Annotated in this window: 18 protein-coding genes; 8 read left to right on the top strand and 10 right to left on the bottom strand. The window is 65.4% G+C overall.

The annotated features are described in order from the left end of the window. Nucleotides 1–115 precede the first annotated feature (115 nt). Both CIT40_RS17310 and CIT40_RS17315 read left to right on the top strand, forming a co-directional pair. On the top strand, nucleotides 116–991 hold the full coding sequence (locus CIT40_RS17310) for a DUF2147 domain-containing protein (protein WP_109862228.1): 876 nt from the start codon (nucleotides 116–118) through the stop codon (nucleotides 989–991). Nucleotides 992–1165: 174 nt separating this feature from the next. Beyond that, nucleotides 1166–1519, top strand: coding sequence for a hypothetical protein (locus CIT40_RS17315; protein WP_094890324.1), 354 nt, complete (start codon nucleotides 1166–1168; stop codon nucleotides 1517–1519). Nucleotides 1520–1658: 139 nt separating this feature from the next. On the opposite strand, the gene CIT40_RS17320 is transcribed toward CIT40_RS17315, so the two are convergent. Both CIT40_RS17320 and CIT40_RS17325 read right to left on the bottom strand, forming a co-directional pair. Then, on the bottom strand, nucleotides 1659–2063 hold the full coding sequence (locus CIT40_RS17320; protein WP_094890325.1) for a (R)-mandelonitrile lyase: 405 nt from the start codon (nucleotides 2061–2063) through the stop codon (nucleotides 1659–1661). Nucleotides 2064–2080: 17 nt separating this feature from the next. After that, a complete protein-coding gene (locus CIT40_RS17325) occupies nucleotides 2081–2779 on the bottom strand; it encodes a ribonuclease activity regulator RraA (RefSeq protein ID WP_028144577.1) in 699 nt (232 codons plus the stop codon). Between the two features lie 247 nt (nucleotides 2780–3026). Here CIT40_RS17325 and pxpB point away from each other — a divergent pair, with 247 nt between their 5' ends. Genes pxpB through CIT40_RS17340 form a run of 3 tightly spaced genes read left to right on the top strand, consistent with a single transcriptional unit; the run spans nucleotide 3027 to nucleotide 5595 of the window. Beyond that, nucleotides 3027–3758, top strand: coding sequence for a 5-oxoprolinase subunit PxpB (gene pxpB, locus CIT40_RS17330; RefSeq protein ID WP_094890326.1), 732 nt, complete (start codon nucleotides 3027–3029; stop codon nucleotides 3756–3758). Beyond that, entirely contained in the window at nucleotides 3755–4792 is a 1038-nt protein-coding gene (locus tag CIT40_RS17335) for a 5-oxoprolinase subunit C family protein (RefSeq protein ID WP_094890327.1), read from the top strand. The genes pxpB and CIT40_RS17335 overlap by 4 nt, the downstream gene beginning before the upstream one ends. A gap of 32 nt (nucleotides 4793–4824) precedes the next feature. Beyond that, a complete protein-coding gene (locus CIT40_RS17340) occupies nucleotides 4825–5595 on the top strand; it encodes a LamB/YcsF family protein (protein ID WP_094890328.1) in 771 nt (256 codons plus the stop codon). Between the two features lie 120 nt (nucleotides 5596–5715). Here the strand turns inward: CIT40_RS17340 and CIT40_RS17345 are convergent, their stop codons facing one another. The 5 genes from CIT40_RS17345 to CIT40_RS17365 all read right to left on the bottom strand — a co-directional run bounded on the left by CIT40_RS17345 (nucleotide 5716) and on the right by CIT40_RS17365 (nucleotide 11554). Next, nucleotides 5716–5868: a hypothetical protein gene (locus CIT40_RS17345; RefSeq protein ID WP_167443359.1), complete on the bottom strand. Its 153-nt coding sequence runs from the start codon at nucleotides 5866–5868 to the stop codon at nucleotides 5716–5718. A gap of 202 nt (nucleotides 5869–6070) precedes the next feature. Beyond that, entirely contained in the window at nucleotides 6071–7690 is a 1620-nt protein-coding gene (locus CIT40_RS17350) for a sulfite reductase subunit alpha (protein ID WP_094890330.1), read from the bottom strand. Continuing rightward, complete coding sequence (locus CIT40_RS17355; RefSeq protein WP_094890331.1) at nucleotides 7687–9468, bottom strand: NirA family protein; 1782 nt, start codon at nucleotides 9466–9468, stop codon at nucleotides 7687–7689. The genes CIT40_RS17350 and CIT40_RS17355 overlap by 4 nt, the downstream gene beginning before the upstream one ends. Nucleotides 9469–9803: 335 nt before the next feature. Beyond that, a complete protein-coding gene (locus CIT40_RS17360) occupies nucleotides 9804–10967 on the bottom strand; it encodes a CmpA/NrtA family ABC transporter substrate-binding protein (RefSeq protein WP_094890332.1) in 1164 nt (387 codons plus the stop codon). Further along, complete coding sequence (locus tag CIT40_RS17365) at nucleotides 10964–11554, bottom strand: ANTAR domain-containing response regulator (protein ID WP_094890333.1); 591 nt, start codon at nucleotides 11552–11554, stop codon at nucleotides 10964–10966. Before CIT40_RS17365 ends, CIT40_RS17360 begins: the two co-directional genes overlap by 4 nt. A gap of 110 nt (nucleotides 11555–11664) precedes the next feature. Here CIT40_RS17365 and rimO point away from each other — a divergent pair, with 110 nt between their 5' ends. After that, nucleotides 11665–12990 (top strand): 30S ribosomal protein S12 methylthiotransferase RimO, encoded by a 1326-nt coding sequence (gene rimO / locus CIT40_RS17370; RefSeq protein WP_094890334.1) that lies wholly within the window; start codon nucleotides 11665–11667, stop codon nucleotides 12988–12990. Between the two features lie 11 nt (nucleotides 12991–13001). Here the strand turns inward: rimO and CIT40_RS17375 are convergent, their stop codons facing one another. The 3 genes from CIT40_RS17375 to CIT40_RS17385 form a co-directional block, all read right to left on the bottom strand. Next, nucleotides 13002–13421, bottom strand: a complete 420-nt coding sequence (locus CIT40_RS17375) for a carboxymuconolactone decarboxylase family protein (protein ID WP_094890335.1) — start codon at nucleotides 13419–13421, stop codon at nucleotides 13002–13004. Beyond that, nucleotides 13354–13785, bottom strand: coding sequence for a MerR family transcriptional regulator (locus tag CIT40_RS17380; protein ID WP_094890336.1), 432 nt, complete (start codon nucleotides 13783–13785; stop codon nucleotides 13354–13356). The genes CIT40_RS17375 and CIT40_RS17380 overlap by 68 nt, the downstream gene beginning before the upstream one ends. 126 nt (nucleotides 13786–13911) lie before the next feature. Beyond that, nucleotides 13912–14859: a hypothetical protein gene (locus tag CIT40_RS17385; protein ID WP_094890337.1), complete on the bottom strand. Its 948-nt coding sequence runs from the start codon at nucleotides 14857–14859 to the stop codon at nucleotides 13912–13914. 330 nt (nucleotides 14860–15189) lie between these two features. Between CIT40_RS17385 and CIT40_RS17390 the strand changes: the two genes are divergently transcribed. Then, nucleotides 15190–15831: a hypothetical protein gene (locus tag CIT40_RS17390; protein WP_094890338.1), complete on the top strand. Its 642-nt coding sequence runs from the start codon at nucleotides 15190–15192 to the stop codon at nucleotides 15829–15831. 270 nt (nucleotides 15832–16101) lie between these two features. Next, nucleotides 16102–17292, top strand: coding sequence for an acetylornithine transaminase (locus CIT40_RS17395; RefSeq protein WP_094890339.1), 1191 nt, complete (start codon nucleotides 16102–16104; stop codon nucleotides 17290–17292). The last annotated feature ends 33 nt before the right edge of the window (nucleotides 17293–17325 follow it).

Raw genomic sequence — 17325 nt, forward strand, 5'->3', positions numbered from 1 at the left:
TGAACCGGAAACCGCAGGACGGCGACTCATACGGACGACAGTGATCTAGATCACTTTTTGCGATCGAGCCGGCGCGTAAGCGTCGGTGCGGGGACCACCTGTTCAGGAGATGGAAATGAGGAAGCTGTTGGCCACGGCCGCATTCCTTTTGGCAAGCACCGCTGCGCAGGCGCAGTACACCTTCGAATATGGCGGGCGCACCATCCGCATCGACCCGGACCGCGGCACCGTGCAGATTCCCGGCGTGTACGACAACACCGGCCAGGGCAAGGCGAAGAAGGCCAAGAAGAACGAGACCGTTCCGGGCCAGCAGGCACCGCAGCAAGCGACGGTCGAGCCGCAAACGCCGGCTGCGCCCGCAGCCCCCGCCCCGACGACGACCGCTCCGGCCGCCGCCGCACCGGTGCCCGCGCCTGCCCCCGCGGCCGCAGCACCACCGCCAGCTCCGCCGCCAGCCGCGACCGCCAGCAATGCGCCGGCCGAGACGGCCGTCTTGCCGCCGCCCGCGCCTCCTCCCGCCCCTGCGCCGGTCGAGCAGCAGGCCGCACCCGCCGCACCTCCGCCGGCCCCGACCGTGGCAGCCGCGCCTCCGGCTGTGGCTCCGCCTCCGCCGCCCGCGTTGGCTCGCCCCCCCGTTCAGGCCGCCGCCATCGCACCGCCGGCGCCTGCAGCCGCGGCCACGCGCGATCTCACTTCGCCGCTCGGCATCTGGCTGACCGAGGAGAAGGAAGGCAAGGTCCGCATCGAGCAGTGCGGCAACAACCTTTGCGGCTATTCGGTCGACAGCAAATCGAACCAGAACGGCGAGCAGGTCCTGATCAACATGAAGCCCGGCAAGGACCAGAAATGGTCCGGCCGCATCCTCGATCCGAACTCCGGCTCGACCTACGATTCGACGATCGCGATGAAGGGCACCGACCGCCTGCGCGTGCAGGGCTGCGCCTTCGGCGGCATGTTCTGCGGCGGCCAGACCTGGACGCGGGTGAATTGAGTTCGCGTTCGAAATTCTGACGGAGGCAAGGGGCCCGCGATCCGGGCCCTTTGTTTTTGGTCGTCATCGTGACGTGCGCAACCTCACAGAGCCCCGTGGGCGCGTGACACCCCTCACATCGCCGGTTCCGCCCCGCTGCCATGATCCCCGCACGATCAACCGCAGGGGCGTGTCATGAACGGCTTTCGCAAGGGTCTCTTCGCCACCATTGTCGCCATCGCCTTCCCGCTGACGCAGGCAGGCGCGGCAACTTCTTTCGACGGTGCATGGAATGTCCGAATCTCGTCATCGAGCGAGACTTGCGGCAACGGTGCAACGGTCTCGATCGGCATCAGCAACGGCCAGATCGCATCGAGCAACGCCGCGGTGTCGGCGTCGGGCCGCGTGGCGGATGCCGGCAGCATCAACGTCACCTTGAGCACCGGCATGAAGCGCGCCGTCGGCTTCGGCCGGCTCAGCGGCACCTCGGGCTCCGGCACCTGGCGCGGGGCGCTGTGCACGGGCACATGGACCGCGGAGCGGATGTAGGTTTTTTTGTCCCGGACGCGCTGCAACGCGCAGCGTTGCTGCGCAGAGCCGGGACCCAGCTCTATTGCGGCTGCATCCCCTGGGTCCCGGATCGGCGACGCATCGCCTTGGGGCGATGAGTCTTGTCCGGGACACGAGGCTAGCCCAGCGCCGCCCCGTAATCCGCGTCGCTCACCGGCTCGAGCCAGGTCGAGTAGACGCCGTCGAGCGCCTCCTGCATGGCGATGTGGCACATGCCGTTGGTCGGCGACGCCCCGTGCCAGTGCACTTCACCCGGCGGGATCCAGACGGTGTCGCCGGGGCGGATCTCCCTGACAGGCCCGCCCTTGGTCTGGACGCGGCCGACGCCGGAAATGACATAGAGCGTCTGCCCGAGCGGATGGTGATGCCAATTGGTGCGCGCGCCCGGCTCGAACGCGACGCGCGAGCAGTTCAGCCGTGCCGGCGCGGGCGCCATGATCACGGGGTCCTGCCACACGGTGCCGGTGAAGTTTTCCTTGGGCGCGCGGCGGGTCGGCCGCGTGCCTGCAACAGTGATCTCCATGGGGGTCCTCGCTTCCGTTACTTCTTGCTGGCGGCGTAGCGCGCCTTGGTCTCGGCGTTCATGGGATAGAGGCCCGGCAGCACGGCGCCGTTGTTCACCTCGTTGACGATCCAGGCTTCCATGCGCTCCTGCTCGACGCCCTCGTTGAGCACGTGGTCGAGCATCGCCTGCGGGATCAGCACGCAGCCGTCCTGGTCGGCGACCACGATGTCGTTCGGAAACACGGCAACCCCGCCGCAGCCGATCGGCTCGCCCCAGCCGACGAAGGTCAGGCCGGCCACGGAAGGCGGCGCCGCATAGCCGTCGCACCACACCGGCAAATTGGTGCCGAGCACGCCCTCGACGTCACGCACGACGCCGTCGGTGACGAGCGCGGTGACACCGCGTTTCATCATGCGGGCGCAGAGGATGTCGCCGAAGATGCCGGCATCGGTGATCCCCATGGCATCGACCACGGCAATGCAGCCCTCCGGCATCGCCTCGATCGCGGTGCGGGTCGAGATCGGCGACGACCAGGATTCCGGCGTCGCCAGATCCTCGCGCGCCGGCACGAACCGCAGCGTGAAGGCCGGCCCCACCAGACGCGGCAGGCCCGGGCGCAGCGGCCGCGCGCCCCGCATCCACACATTGCGCAGGCCCTTCTTGAGCAGGACCGTGGTGATGGTGGCGGTGGTGATGCCGGCGAGGATCTTGCGGGCTTCGGGGGACAGCGACATGGACGACAACGAGCTCCGAGGTGCGGGAAACAACGCGCGCATCTTGCGAGCCGCAGCCCTTGCGTCAAGGGCCAAGGGGCTAACAATTACGCAGGGCCGCTGGGCCGTTATGCGACGCGATAACAAGGCTTTATCGCGCCCCCCTGGATTAATTTATTGGACTTGCGGGCGCATTTACGCGAAGCAGGGGCAGGCGGAACTCAAGATCGAGCCCGCACATTTTCTCAAGGCCCAACTTCGACAGCTCATGGCCGCGACGCTCCCCCCGCCCCGCCTTCTGCCCAGTGGCGACAGCGCCGTCACGGTCGAGTTCAGCCGCACCATCGACGACGATGCCAACCAGCGCGTACTGGCGCTGGACAAGGCGCTTGCAGCAAGCCCCATCGAGGGCATCACCGAGACCGTGCCGACCTATCGCTCGCTGCTGGTGCATTACGATCCCGGCAAGATCGGTTTCGATGCGCTTGGCGAGAAACTGCTGCCGATCGCCATTCAGCCGCCGCCGCCGGTGACCAAGGCGCGCCGCTGGCGCATTCCAGTCGCTTATGGCGGCGAACATGGCATCGACCTCGAGGATGTCGCCAGGGCGCTCAACACCACGCCGGACGACATCGTCGCCCGACATGCGGGCGGCGACTACAAGGTTGCCATGATCGGCTTCACGCCGGGATGGTCCTATCTCAGCGGCCTCGACAAATCCCTGCACATGTCGCGCCGGCAGTCGCCGCGTCTGCTGACGCCCGCCGGCACGATCTCGATCGGCGGCGTCCAGGCCGGGATCCAGTGCCTGGCCGCCCCGAGCGGCTGGCATCTGCTCGGCCGCACGCCTGTGCGAACCTATCAGCTCCACCGGAATCCCACCTTCCTCACCGAACCCGGTGATCGCGTGACGTTTTTCGCCATCGACCACAAGGCGTTCGAGGAGCTGGACCGCGCCGCCGAAGCCGGCGAGATCATCGCCGAGCAGGTGCTCGCATGAGCCGGCTCGTCGTCGCCGGCATCGGCCCGGCAAGCTCAGTCCAGGACGGCGGACGCCACGGCGCGCAGCGCTACGGCCTGACGGTCAGCGGCGCCATGGATCGGCTGTCGCTCGCAGCTGCGAATGCGCTGGTCGGCAACGAGCCGTTCGCAGCCGCTGTCGAGATCGGTCCGTTCGGTGCCGCCTTCACCGCCCGCGATGGCGCGGTGCGCGTGGCAATATCAGGTGCGCCGCGCAATGCGGACGTCGCTGGAAATCCGGTCGCGATGGACACATCGTTGACGCTGAAGGACGGCGAGACGCTGACGCTGGGCTTTGCCCGCGGCGGCGCGTTCACCTATCTCGCGATCGAAGGCGCCATCAAGGGCGAGGCGGTGTTCGGCAGCCTTGCAGTGAATGCCCGCGCCGGCCTCGGCAGCCCCTACCCGCGCCCGCTCCAGGCCGGTGACGAATTTTCCGTCGATGCCGCCAGCGGCGCGGGCGAATTGCGCATCGAGCTGCCAAAGCCCCCGAGCGGTCCGATCCGCGTCGTGCTGGGTCCGCAGGATGACGAGTTCGACGACGCCAACAAGGCGCTGTTCCTGGACAGCGAGTGGAAGATCTCGGCGACCTCCGACCGCATGGGCTACCGGCTCGAGGGCCCCGCCATCAAGCATCTGCACGGCCACAACATCGTCTCCGACGGCACCGTCAACGGCAGCATCCAGGTGCCCGGCAACGGCGCGCCGATCGCGTTGATGATGGACCGCGGCACCTCCGGCGGCTACCCGAAGATCGCAACCGTGATCACCGCCGATGTCGGTCGCCTGGCCCAGACCTCGGCGGGAACCGCGTTCCGCTTCAGGGCGGTCGGCATGGCCGAGGCGCAGGACGAGGCGCGCAAGTTCGCGCAACTGATCCGCAACCTGCCCGATCGGCTGCGTTCGGCCGACAGCGTCGCGCTCAACATCGAGGCGCTCAGCGATGCCAACGTCGCGGGCTATGCGGTGAGCGCCGTGGATGCCGGGACCTGGCAGGTGACGGCGGAGCCATAAACGACACGACGACCAGAGGCGGAGAGCAACCCATGAAGACGATCGATCTCAATTGCGACCTCGGCGAAGGTTTTGGCGCGTGGGAGATGGGCAACGACGCCGCCATGATCGAGCTCGCCAGTTCGGTCAACGTCGCCTGCGGTTTTCATGCCGGCGACCCTGATATCATGCGCCGGACGGTGGAACTGGCGAAGGTGCGCGGCGTCTCGGTCGGCGCCCATCCCGGATATCGCGACCTGCACGGCTTCGGCCGTCATCCGATCGCCGGCCTGAAGGCCTCCGAGATCGAGAACCTCGTCGCCTACCAGATCGGCGCGCTGCAGGCGATCGCGACCGCGGCCGGCCACAAGGTCACGCATGTGAAGGCGCATGGCGCACTCTCCAATGTCGCCTGCGAGGACGACATGACGGCGAAAGCGATCGCCGCCGGCATAAGGGCGGTCGACCCCGGCCTGATCTTCGTCGTGCTCGCCAATTCGAAGCTGGTGAAGGCCGGCGAGGACGCCAATCTGCCGATGGTGCACGAGGTGTTCGCCGACCGCGCCTATGAGGACGACGGCAACCTCGTCTCGCGCAAGAAGCCCGGCGCGGTGCTGCATGATGCCAAGGCGATCGCCGACCGCGTGGTGCGCATGGTGCAGGACGGCGCGGTTGTCTCGGTGACGGGCAAGGTGATCAAGATGCGGACGGATACGGTGTGCATCCACGGTGACACGCATGGCGCGGTCGAGATCGCGCGGACGCTCCGTCAGGCGCTGAAGGATGCGGGGATCGAAGTGGCGCCGTTCAAGCGCGGCGCGTGACAAACCCTCGGCGCCGTAAGGTGGGCAAAGGCGCATAGCGCCGTGCCCACGATCTCTGCATGATTGAGACAGGCGGTGGGCACGCTTCGCGTTGCCCACCCTACGAGACCGAGCAAGATCTTAGAACGGGTGCACCGACAGCGTGCCGAACACGATGGCCGCGATGACCGCAAAGGCGCTGTAGAGTCCGACGTGGTGCATGCTCGCCGCGGTCCGACGCGAGAGCGAGCGCGCATAAAAGTGCAGCCTGGCTTCCGCCGATAGTTCGCGCATGGTCGATCTCCAACGCCCCATTTGCGGGATTATGAGGGATCAACCAGGGCGGGAGGCAAGATGCCGGAGGAAATAGCAATGCGCCTGCTCCGAAGTGGCCGCCTCGCAGCGGTAAATTCTCTCCAGACAGAGGTTCCGAGAATCTTATTCGTTCAAATCCGAGGCAGTTGGAACCTGCGGATGACGGTCGAGTGACGGCAGCTTAGTACACATCCGCCTGGAAGCGCCCGGTCTTCTTCAGCTCGGCGACGAAGCTGACGGCTTCATCGGTCGAACGCGCGCCGAACTGGGCGACGATGTCGACCAGCGCACGCTCGACGTCCTTGGCCATGCGCTTGGCATCACCGCAGATGTAGAGATGCGCGCCCTCGGCGAGCCAGGTCCACAATTCGCGGCCGACCTCGCGCATGCGGTCCTGCACGTAGAACTTCTTCTCGCCGTCGCGCGACCACGCCAGCGACAACCGGGTCAACTGGCCCGATGTCTTCATCGCATTGAGCTCTTCCTGGTAGAAGAAATCGCAATCGCTGCGCTGATGGCCGAAGAACAGCCAGTTCTTGCCCGGCGCGCCGGTGGCCTTGCGATCGAGCAGGAAGGCGCGGAACGGCGCGATACCGGTGCCGGGACCGATCATGATCACAGGCGTCTTCGGGTCCTGCGGCAGGCCGAAACCGTGCGCCTTCTGCACATACACCTTGAGCTTGTCGCCTTCGTTGATGCGCTCGCCGAGGAAGGTCGAGGCGACGCCGATCCGCTTGCGCTTGCCGACGACGTAACGCACGGAATCCACCGTCAGCGACAGCTTTCCGGGCGTCGCATTGTGCGAGGACGAGATCGAATAGAGCCGCGGCTGCAGCGGCTCCAGCGCCTCGACGAAGGCCTCCGGATGCGGGCGCGTGCCGGAAAACTTCTGCAGCGCGGCCATCACGTCGAGCGTGGCGGCATCGCCGTCGGGATCCTCGCCCTGCGCCAGCGCCCGCGCCTTCTCGCGCTGCGCGCCGCCGGTGATGAAGGAGATCAGTTCGAACAGCGTGTCGGGTGCCGGCGACAGCGAGACGTCGTCGATCAGCACCTCGCGCAGGGTCTTGCCGTTCACCTTGGTCGTATGCGATGCGCCGAGCAGCGCGATGATCTGGTCGACGAGCCCGACCTCGTTGCGCGCGAACACGCCGAAGCTGTCGCCGACGACGTAGTCGAGCTTGCTCTCGGAAAGATCGAACTCGACGTGATAGGTTTCCTTCTCGGACTTGCCCTTGTTGAGCAGACGGCGCGACAGGAAAGTCGCGGTCACGGGATTGTCGCGCGAGCGGCCCGGCTCTGCGATCGTCACGGTCACCGCTGGCGCGGTCACCGCGTTCGTCTTGTCAGCCGCCTTGTCAGCCGCCTTGGCCCCCGGGGCCTTGTCCAGCTCCTCGTACAGCGACTTCAGCATCCGCGCGGTTTCCTTGCCGCCGGGAACGCAGAGATTGAGCCGGGCTTCGCTGCGGGTGGCGATCGCTTCCGAATAGTCGTGGCAATTGTAGCCGCACTGGCCGCAATCCTGCTGCGCCATCGCCGCCATCATCTTGCGGCGCACCGGGCGCCCCTCGGCGAGCTTCATCCGGTCGGCGATCGGCATGGTCTGGTCGTGCCACGGCGCTTCGCCGTCGTCGCCGTCACCGGCTTGCATGACGGCGGGGCCCTGCTCGGCCGACAACGGCGTTGCCACGTCAGGCGACAGCAGCCCGGCAAAGAAGCCGTTCAGCCAGGAGCGCTGCGCATCGGAGAACGGTGCGCTGGCGGGAATGATATCGAGCTTCGGCGGCGGGGTGATCTGGTTCATGCGGACACCTCGGCATCAGCGAGCTTGCGCAGCGTCTCGCCGTCGTGGCGGCGCGCAAACGACAGGAAGGTTTCGTCAGGCGAGGTGCGATGGGCGATATAGGCCTTGAGCAGTCCTTCGACCGTCTTTGGTGCGTCCTCAGCCTTGAGGTCGTGGTAGACCTCCTGCCCGACATCGGCGTCAGGACCGAACCCGCCGCCGGTGAAGAGGTGATAGCCCTCCACCGTGTCCTCGTCGTTGACCGGCACCCGCGCGCCGATCAGGCCGATATCGCTGATGTAGTGCTGTGCGCAGGAATGGTGGCAACCGGTGACGTGGATGTTGACCGGCTTGTCCATGGCGACGCGCGGCTCGCACCAGTCGGCGATCTCGGCCGCGCTGCGCTTGGTGTCGGACGCCGCGAAACGGCAGCCGGCATTGCCGGTGCAGGCAATCAGGCCGGCGCGGATGTGCGAGGCCTCGACCGCGAGCCCGATCTGCTTGATGGCGGCAATGGCGAGTTCGACGTTGTCGTCGCGCACCCCAGATATCAGCAGGTTCTGCCAGACCGTCAGGCGGATCTCACCGTCGCCGAGGTCGCGCGAAACCTTGGCGAGGCCGCGCATCTGATCGCAGGTCAGCCTGCCGAGCGACAGCGACACGCCGATCCAGTTGAAGCCGTCCTGCTTCTGCTTGTGCACGCCGACATGCGCCATGCGGTCCGCCGCGGGCCGCGCGGCAAACGCCGCCTCCGGCACGCGCGTGAACGGCGTCTTCAGCCGCTCCTCAACCAGCTTCAGGAAGCCGTCATGGCCCATGGCATCGAGCACATATTTCAGCCGCGCCTTGTTGCGGTTGGTGCGGTCACCGTGGTCGATGAACACGCGCACGATGGCATCGGCGACGGCGGTCGCCTGCTCCGGCTTCACGATGATGCCGGAATATTTCGCAAAGTCCTTGTGACCGGTGATGCCGCCGAGGCCGAGGCGGAACCAGACCCCGGGCTCGACGCCGAACCCGTCCCGCACCTCATACGCCGTGAAGGCGATGTCGTTGGTCTCTTCCAGCACCGCGATCCTGCCGGCGCCGTCGAAGGCGACGTTGAATTTGCGCGGGAGGCCGTAGAGCGAGCGGTCGTTGAGGATGTGATAGTGCCATTCGCGCGCATAGGGCCGCGTGTCGATGATCTCCTGCGGATCGATGCCGGCGGTCGGCGTTCCCGTGACGTTGCGGATGTTGTCGGCGCCGGAGCCGCGCGAGCACAGGCCGAGATCCTGGATGCCCTCGATCAGCTTCACGGCATGCTTCGGCGGGATCTCGCGAAGCTGGAGATTGGCGCGCGTCGTGACGTGGCAATACGGCCCGCACGTTTCGTCGGCGAGATCGGCAAGGCCGGACAGCTGCCAATGCTTCATGATGCCGTTCGGAATCCGCAAGCGGCTCATGTAGGAGTCCTGCGTCGGCGCGACGTAGAAGATGCCGTAATAGCGCCAGCGGAAATTGTCCGCCGGGCTCGGCGGCGTGTTGTCATGCGCCTGTTGACGCAGCCGCGGATAGGCATCGAACGGATGCTCGTCGCGCTTGATCTTCTCCTGGTCGGCGAGCTTCCTGCCGGACGCGATGACCTTGTCCTGCGCCTTGATGTGCACGGCATCGGGACCGACAGGCTCGGCGTTCGCCTTGCCGGCGCCGCCGCCGAGACCACGACCGACCCGGCTGATCTGCAGACCGGTCGTGAAACCTTCGAGATAGCGTTTCTGCTCGTCGGTAAAGTCGACTGAGAGCGTATCGATTTTCATGGTCGGTAACGAAGCTCCTGCGGCCACCTGGGTGGATCGACGGAATGAGAAACGACCCGCGAGGAACTCAGCTGGCCCCAAAGCCTGCTTCGCTACCCGACGGTCCAATCAGCTTCGTTGCTGTGGGACATGGCTCAGCAGGCATCTGCGACAAGCTGGCCGCACTGCAACATTCAAGTTGCGTGCCAGCTTGGTAAAAATGGAAAATAACGCTATTTCAAATGATTAGGCGTCTTGCCGGGACAAACCCGGGCGGCGCGCTTTCACGAAATTCGGGCAGTCAGATCAACCTTTAGGCAATGGATTTTCTTGCCTAAGGAACATGCGCACCCGAATCAGGCCTTCCAGCGTCCGACCTCGAAGGCCTCCAGGTGGCTCCGGATGTTGTCAGGATCGAAGGTGGGGCCGGCGAATGCACCAAACGGAACGGGAGGCTGCTCCGGCGGCCGGCGGCCGAGGGCCGCGTCATAAAGGTCGGACCTGAACACCGCCATCGCCGTCTTGACGCCCTCCGGACTGAGCGCTGTCTGGCCCCAGCGCACCATCTGCGCATAGAGCCAGGCGGCCTGGACCGGATCGGGGCGCCCTGCTTCTTCGCGTCCAACCAGGAGGTAGCGACCGCTTTCGCGGATAGTGCCATCCGGGGAAATCTTCAGGCGTCCCGTCAGGGTGCGCTGGATGACTTCGGCATCGACGCCGATCCGCTCGGGCTGCGCCAGAATGCGCGCCGCCTCGGTCCGGTTGTCCGGATCCTCGATGAACGCGGCGGCATTCACTGCCGCGCGCACCAGCGCCGCAACCGTGTCGGGGTTCTTTTCGGCCCAGACCTGGCGAACCGCCAGCACCTTCTCCGCCGCGCGCACCAGAATGTCGGAGACGAAATGCAGGATGTGACCGATGCCGAGATCGACCGCAATCGAATTCCAGGGCGCGCCGACGCAGAATGCATCGACATGGCCGCTCTTGAGACTGTCGACCATGTAGGGCGGCGGCAGCACCACGAGGCGCACATCCTCGTCGGGATCGACGCCGCCTGCCGCCATCCAGAACCGCAATTGGTAATTGTGGGTCGAGAACGGGAAGGTCATGCCGAAGGTCAGCGGCTCGGCCCCTGCCTTACGGCGCTTGGCAACCACCTTCGCGAGCGCTTTCGCCGTCACCATCGGATCGAAACGGTCGCCGTCGATCTCCTCCATCAGCGCGGCATGGAGCGCCGGCGACACCGTGATCGCGTTGCCGTTGATGCCGAGATTGAAGGGCGCGGCGATCGGCACCTTGACGTGACCGAGCCCGAGCGAGGACGCGATCGCCACGGGCGCCAGCAGATGCGCGGCGTCGAACAGGCCGATATTGAGCTTGTCGCGGACGTTGGACCAGGAGACTTCGCGCACCAGCTCGACCTCGAGCCCTTCGGCGGCGGCAAATCCCTTGTCGACCGCGACGATCAGCGCGGCGGCATCGACCAGCGGGATGAACCCGATGCGGAGGGGGGGCGTCATTTCAGCATCTCCGACGCGGTGATGATCGACTGCGCGATCTCGCCGATTTTCTTCTTCTCGCGCATCGCGGTCGAGCGCAGCAGCACATAGGCCTCGTCCTCGTTGAGGCCCTTGACCTTCATCAGGATGCCCTTGGCGCGTTCGATGACCTTGCGGTCTTCGAGCTGCGACTTGGTGCGTTCCAGCTCTTCCTGGAGCTTGGCAAAGGCGTTGAAGCGGGACACGCAGAGGTCGAGGATCGGCTTGATGCGCTCCTTTTTCAGCCCGTCGACGATGTAGGCGGAAACCCCCGCCTCGACCGAGGCCTGGATCGAGGCTGAATCGCTCTGGTCGACGAACATCGCGATCGGCCGCTTCACCGCGCGGCTGACCTGGAACATCGCCTCAAGCACGTCGCGGCTGGGGTTCTCCAGATCGATCAGGATGATGTCGGGGTCGACCGCATAAATACGGGCCAGCAGGCTCTGCATCTCATTGATGTGGACGACCTGGGTAAACCCGGCCTCTCGCAGCCCCTCCTGGAGGATCGCAGCCCGGATCGGGCTTTCGTCGACGATCACGATCTTGGGCGACTGTTCGGCGCTCATGGCTCACTCACGGAAGGTGTTCCTCCATAGCATGCCGGGACGCCCTGCAAAGGGTTGTAATTATGGGCAATTGGGACTAGCTCAGGCCTGTCAATCAGGCAGATTTGGATATGGATCAGACGGCTGCGCCCAAGGTCAGCTTCGTGTCGCTCGGATGTCCCAAGGCATTGGTGGATTCCGAGCGCATCATCACGCGCCTGCGCGCCGAGGGCTATGAGCTCGCCCGCAAGCATGATGGAGCCGACATCGTCATCGTCAACACCTGCGGCTTCCTCGACAGCGCCAAGCAGGAATCGCTCTCGGCGATCGGCGAAGCCATGGCCGAGAACGGCAAGGTGATCGTCACAGGCTGCATGGGCGCCGAACCGGAAGCGATCGAGCAGGCCTATCCGGGCGTGCTCTCCATCACCGGCCCGCAGCAATATGAGAGCGTGCTCGACGCCGTGCACCGCGCGCTGCCGCCGGCGCACAATCCACACATGGACCTGGTGCCGCCGCAGGGCATCAAGCTGACGCCGCGCCATTACGCGTATTTGAAGATCTCCGAGGGCTGCAACAACCGTTGCACCTTCTGCATCATCCCGAAGCTGCGCGGCGATCTCGTCTCGCGCCCGGCCAATGACGTGCTGCGCGAGGCCGAGCGGCTGGTCGGCGCCGGCGTCAAGGAGCTGCTGGTGATCTCGCAGGACACTTCGGCCTATGGCGTCGATCTCAAATATGCCGAGAGCCCGTGGAAGGACCGCCAGGTCCGCGCCAGATTCCTCGACCTCGCCCGCGAGCTCGGCGAGTTAGGCGCTTGGGTCCGGCTGCAATACGTCTATCCCTACCCGCATGTCGACGAGGTCATCGCGCTGATGAACGAGGGCAAGGTGCTGCCCTATCTCGACATCCCGTTCCAGCATGCGAGCCCCGACGTGCTGAAGGCGATGAAGCGCCCGGCGGCGCAGGACAAGACGCTGGCGCGCATCAAGCGCTGGCGTGAAGAGTGTCCCGATCTCGCTTTGCGCTCGACCTTCATCGTCGGCTTCCCAGGCGAGACCGACGCCGACTTCGCCTATCTGCTCGACTGGCTGGACGAGGCCGAAATCGACCGCCTCGGCTGCTTCAAATACGAGCCGGTTGCCGGTGCGACCTCGAACGCGATCGAGAACCCGGTGCCGGAAGAGATCAAGCAGGAGCGTTACAACGCGCTGATGGCGCGCCAGCAGAAGATCTCCGCGCGCCGGCTGAAGCGCAAGGTCGGCACCCGCCAGCAGATCATCATCGACGAGGTCGGCCCGACGGTGGCCAAGGGCCGCTCGAAGGCCGACGCACCGGAGATCGACGGCGCGGTGTATCTCACGAGCCGCCGTCCCTTGCGCGTCGGCGAGATCGTCACCGCCAAGATCGAACGCGCCGACCAGTATGATCTGCACGGCAGCGTCGCGGGGTTCTGACGGTCACGGCGTCATGTCCCTTTGCTCGACGCATGCTGTCCGTCATGCGCGGCGAACACGTCCTTGGCTGCGAACAGCCCGTTGAGCGCCGCCGGGAAACCCGCATAGACGGCCATCTGCATGATGACCTCCACGATCTCGTCGCGGGAAAGCCCGACGTTCAGACCCGCCTCGATATGCACTTTGAGCTGTGGCGCGGCATTGCCAAGCGCCGTCAGCGCAGCGATCGTCGCGATCTCCCGATCGCGCAGGCCGAGGCCCGGCCGGCAGTAGATGTCGCCGAAGGGAAACTCGATCACGTATCGTGCGAAGTCCGGAGCGATGTCGGCGAGCGAAGCGATGACTTTCTCGCCGGCACTGCCGTCAATGCGTGACAGGGCCCGCTGACCGCGATCGAAGCGGCTTTCGGCTTGTGTTTGGGCGTGCGTCATTTTCCTTCGTCCTCTGTTCGTCGCCGGCGTAGCCGGCGATCTTGGTATCAAGGACGAGCAGGCATTCCTGGAGTTCGGCGATCTGCGTGCGAACCTGTTCCCGGTGGACTTCCAGCATCTGCCGCCGGGCTGGCCCGGTGGCGTCGCCGTCGTCACGAAGCGCCGCGTAACGCAACATGTCGCGGATCGGCATTCCCGTGGTCTTGAGCCGACCGAGGAATTCGATCCATGTGAGGATCGATGCGTCAAAATCACGTTGACCGGAGCGATCCCGGTCAGCGTATGGCAGCAGCCCGATGCGCTCGTAGTAGCGCAGCGTGTGGGTCGACAAGCCGGTTCGTTTTGCAAGGTCGCCGATCTTCATGGGTGCCCGTTCTCGTACTGACGCACGTACAGATACCCCTTCGAGTGCGCTCTAAGTCAAGAGGGCATCGAAGGTGCCGTCCCCGCGAGGAAAAGCAGAAGCTACAACGCACTGAATTCCGAGACTTCAGGAGGCCGTCAGCCATTTCGGCACCCAGCGCTCCGGGCGCGGGGCGCGGGCGAGATCGGCCTGCGCCTCGGACAAGGTTGCCGGCTCGCCTTCGATGGTCGGGCGCACATCGTACTCGAAATTCGGCATGACGCGGCCGTCGGCATGGAGGCCGAAATTCATCGCGTACCACAGGCCGAGCTCGGGCTGCGCCTTGCGCATTTCCTCGCGCAGGTCGCGCAGCAGGGATTCGATCGAGGCGGCTTCCTCGAACGGCTGCGGTCCGCGCGAGAGCACGCGCGCCTGGTACTGCTTGCCGACGATCGCGATCTCGAAGCGAGTCTGGTCCCAGGGTTTCTTGCCCTTCGGCAGGTGGGCGGCCAGCCGCCAGCCGAGTTCGGCCATCAGGCGATGATTGGCCCAATAGTCTTCGCGATCCCGGCTCCATTTTTCCATGAAGCCGCGGAAGTCGGGCAGCTCCGACGAATTATCGTCGGCCGTCGCCGGCTCGCCAAGCGGTCGCCCGGCCAGCCATTGCGCGAGCTCGACCGTCTGCGGCTCGACTTCGTCATGCGGCTTGAGATCGCTCCAGGCCTTGTCGAACTGCTGCGACGTCAGTTTTGCGAGCAGGCCGTCGAGGCTCGGCGCCAGCAGCTGGTAGTCGCCCTCCGATCCCAGTCCCACGATCGGTGGATTGTCGCGGTCGAGACCGGCGCCGTACCAGCCGCCGACCGCCGATCCGTCCGGCAGCCGCATGAAAAGCGAAAACCTGTCTCGCAAGGGACTGCCGTCGGTGATCGGCGCGTGATCCGAAAACTGGCCCTGCAGCGAGAAGCAGCCGACGCTGCCCCAGGGACGCCCCTCGAGCCAGCTGGCAAAGTCGACCAGCAGCGGCGGCGCTTCCATGCCCGGCGGAAATGCGCCGCGAATGCTTTCGAGGTCAATGGGATAAGGCGTATCGGACAAGGCTGAAAACTGTCTGGTTGGTCCCGTCCCTCTTGGTCTGAGCCGAGTTGCGTCGGGTTCGAACCAAGTCGCGTCCTTCGATCACAAACGCGCCAGAAGAGCGATGGTTTCTTCGGGTTGAGCGATCAACCAGGAAAAACGACCAGTATCTGGAGTGGGCTGCGTGCACCTGCACCATCATGCCGGTGCTCTTTTCGTCGTCTCCGCCGGCGCGACGCAACCCGCGCGAGACTGCCGGCGCGCTGCAATGTGACACTATATTGCATTCACGCAGGGGTCACGGACTCGTCCTAGTTCTGGCGCGCCCTTCAACGCGAGCGAGGAATGAGGATGAGCCGTCTCTCGGACATGCTGCGCACGCAGCGCTTCGACGATTACCGCTTCTACCACCAGAGCACTGTCAACCAGACATTGCACCTGGTCAGCGCCTTGATCTTCCTCGGTTGCTACGCGTTGCTGTTCGCAGACCCTGCGCTTGCCGGCATCGTCGGCTGGCTGGCGATGTTGACGCGGCAGACCGGGCATTTCTTCTTCGAGCCGAACGGCTATGACGCGGTCAACGACGTCAGCAATGATTACAAGGAGGCGGTGAAGGTCGGCTACAACCAGACCCGCAAGATCGTCCTGCTGCTGGTCTGGGGCAGCGCGCCGATCGCTTTGTACGCGTTCCCTGCCCTGTTCGGTCTGTTCGATCCGCCCGCCACGCGTCTCGATTTCGTCCGTCACGTCGGCGCGCTCTGGCTCGCGATCGGTATCGGCGGCGGCCTCATTCGCATGATCCAGCTGTTTGTCACGCGCGACGTCACGACCAGCCTCGTCTGGGGGTTCAAGGTGCTGACCGATCCCTTCCACAACATCGCGCTGTACTGGAATTCGCCGCTCAAGCTGATGCGCGGCGAGTTGATCGACACCTCGATTGCGGATGCGGATTGGGGTGCGGACAACGCCGAGGAAGCGCCGCACCTGACCTGACCGATGCACGCCAGAGCTGTGTCTTGCAAAACGACCGCTTGACAAGTCCTGCCGTTCGCATGTATTTCGCCGCCCCATGATCAACGCCCGGACCAATCAGCGCACCGAAATGCTCCGCCGTCGCTCCCGCGACGACGAGAGGGTGCGCCATGTCCGACGACGCCGCTGAACCACTGAAATTCAGCCGAGTTTTCGAGAAGGCCGCACCCGCAAGGTGCGGCCTTTCTGCTTTTTGCCCCCCATTTCCACCCGCCTCCAGAGGAGTACGACATGACCACGCATCCGTATGACGCGCTGATGGACATCACCGCACGGCCGAAGGCCGTGTTCGTCCGCGGCGCTGGCTCCTACCTCTGGGACGACGGCCGCAAGCGCTATCTCGATTTCGTGCAGGGCTGGGCCGTGAACTGCCTTGGTCACTCCCCGGCCGTGATCGCGGAAGCTCTTGCCGCGCAAGCCAACCGGCTGCTGACGCCGAGCCCGGCCTTCTACAACGAGCCGAGCCTGAAGCTGGCGCAAGCGCTGGTCGACAACAGCGCCTTCGACCAGGTGTTCTTTGCCAATTCCGGCGCGGAAGCCAACGAAGGCGCGATCAAGCTCGCGCGGAAGTACGGCAGCCTGCACAGAGGCGGCGCATTCGAGATCATCAGCTTCGAAGGCGGCTTCCACGGCCGGACGCTGGCGACGATGTCGGCCTCGGGCAAGAAGGCGTTCGAGCCCCTGTTCGAGCCAAAAGTCGCGGGCTTCAAGAAGGCGAAGCTGAACGACATCGCCTCGGTCGAGAAGCTGATCAACGACAACACCGTTGCGGTGATGCTCGAGCCGATCCAGGGAGAGTCAGGCGTGTGGCCGGCGACCGACCAGTTCCTGCAGGCGTTGCGCGCGCTCACCGAGGCGCATGGCCTGCTGCTGATCTTCGACGAGATCCAGACCGGCATGGGCCGGACCGGAAAACTGTTCCATTACGAGCACACCGGCATCGCGCCCGACATCATGACGCTCGGCAAGGGCATCGGCGGCGGCGTGCCGCTCGCCGCCCTGCTCGCAACCGAACATGCCTCCTGTTTCGAGCACGGCGACCAGGGCGGCACGTTCAACGGCAATCCGCTCATGTGCGCGGCGGGGCTCGCCGTGCTCGAGGAGGTCGGCAAGCCGGACTTCCTGAAACAGGTCGCCGAGACTGGCCTCCTGCTCGAAAGCGAGCTGCAGAAGGTCTCGGCGCGGCATGGTCTCGGCGGCGTGCGGGGACGCGGGCTGCTGCTCGCGCTTGACCTCAAGCTACCGATCGCACCCGGCATCGTCGCGCAAGCGTTTGAAGCCGGCGTGCTCCTCAACGCGCCGCAGCTCGACACGCTCCGCTTCATGCCGGCGCTGAACGTCTCGAAGGCGGAGATCGCCGAGATGATCGATTGTCTCGACGGGATTTTGACCAAGGCCGGCGCGGCACGGCGCGTGGCGTAATACCGGCTTGATGCCGGCGCCGTCGCGCGCAAC

Source organism: Bradyrhizobium amphicarpaeae (genome assembly GCF_002266435.3).
GTDB lineage: Bacteria > Pseudomonadota > Alphaproteobacteria > Rhizobiales > Xanthobacteraceae > Bradyrhizobium > Bradyrhizobium amphicarpaeae.

Bases quoted from the DNA above. Each gene is read 5' to 3' on its own strand.
- rimO (WP_094890334.1), top strand. From the start codon at position 11,665: ATGGATCAGACGGCTGCGCCCAAGGTCAGCTTCGTGTCGCTCGGATGT.
- CIT40_RS17375 (WP_094890335.1), bottom strand. From the start codon at position 13,421: ATGACGCACGCCCAAACACAAGCCGAAAGCCGCTTCGATCGCGGTCAG.
- CIT40_RS17345 (WP_167443359.1), bottom strand. From the start codon at position 5,868: ATGCGCGAACTATCGGCGGAAGCCAGGCTGCACTTTTATGCGCGCTCG.
- pxpB (WP_094890326.1), top strand. From the start codon at position 3,027: ATGGCCGCGACGCTCCCCCCGCCCCGCCTTCTGCCCAGTGGCGACAGC.
- CIT40_RS17355 (WP_094890331.1), bottom strand. From the start codon at position 9,468: ATGAAAATCGATACGCTCTCAGTCGACTTTACCGACGAGCAGAAACGC.
- CIT40_RS17395 (WP_094890339.1), top strand. From the start codon at position 16,102: ATGACCACGCATCCGTATGACGCGCTGATGGACATCACCGCACGGCCG.
- CIT40_RS17380 (WP_094890336.1), bottom strand. From the start codon at position 13,785: ATGAAGATCGGCGACCTTGCAAAACGAACCGGCTTGTCGACCCACACG.
- CIT40_RS17310 (WP_109862228.1), top strand. From the start codon at position 116: ATGAGGAAGCTGTTGGCCACGGCCGCATTCCTTTTGGCAAGCACCGCT.
- CIT40_RS17360 (WP_094890332.1), bottom strand. From the start codon at position 10,967: ATGACGCCCCCCCTCCGCATCGGGTTCATCCCGCTGGTCGATGCCGCC.
- CIT40_RS17390 (WP_094890338.1), top strand. From the start codon at position 15,190: ATGAGCCGTCTCTCGGACATGCTGCGCACGCAGCGCTTCGACGATTAC.
- CIT40_RS17350 (WP_094890330.1), bottom strand. From the start codon at position 7,690: ATGAACCAGATCACCCCGCCGCCGAAGCTCGATATCATTCCCGCCAGC.
- CIT40_RS17320 (WP_094890325.1), bottom strand. From the start codon at position 2,063: ATGGAGATCACTGTTGCAGGCACGCGGCCGACCCGCCGCGCGCCCAAG.
- CIT40_RS17335 (WP_094890327.1), top strand. From the start codon at position 3,755: ATGAGCCGGCTCGTCGTCGCCGGCATCGGCCCGGCAAGCTCAGTCCAG.
- CIT40_RS17315 (WP_094890324.1), top strand. From the start codon at position 1,166: ATGAACGGCTTTCGCAAGGGTCTCTTCGCCACCATTGTCGCCATCGCC.
- CIT40_RS17365 (WP_094890333.1), bottom strand. From the start codon at position 11,554: ATGAGCGCCGAACAGTCGCCCAAGATCGTGATCGTCGACGAAAGCCCG.
- CIT40_RS17325 (WP_028144577.1), bottom strand. From the start codon at position 2,779: ATGTCGCTGTCCCCCGAAGCCCGCAAGATCCTCGCCGGCATCACCACC.
- CIT40_RS17340 (WP_094890328.1), top strand. From the start codon at position 4,825: ATGAAGACGATCGATCTCAATTGCGACCTCGGCGAAGGTTTTGGCGCG.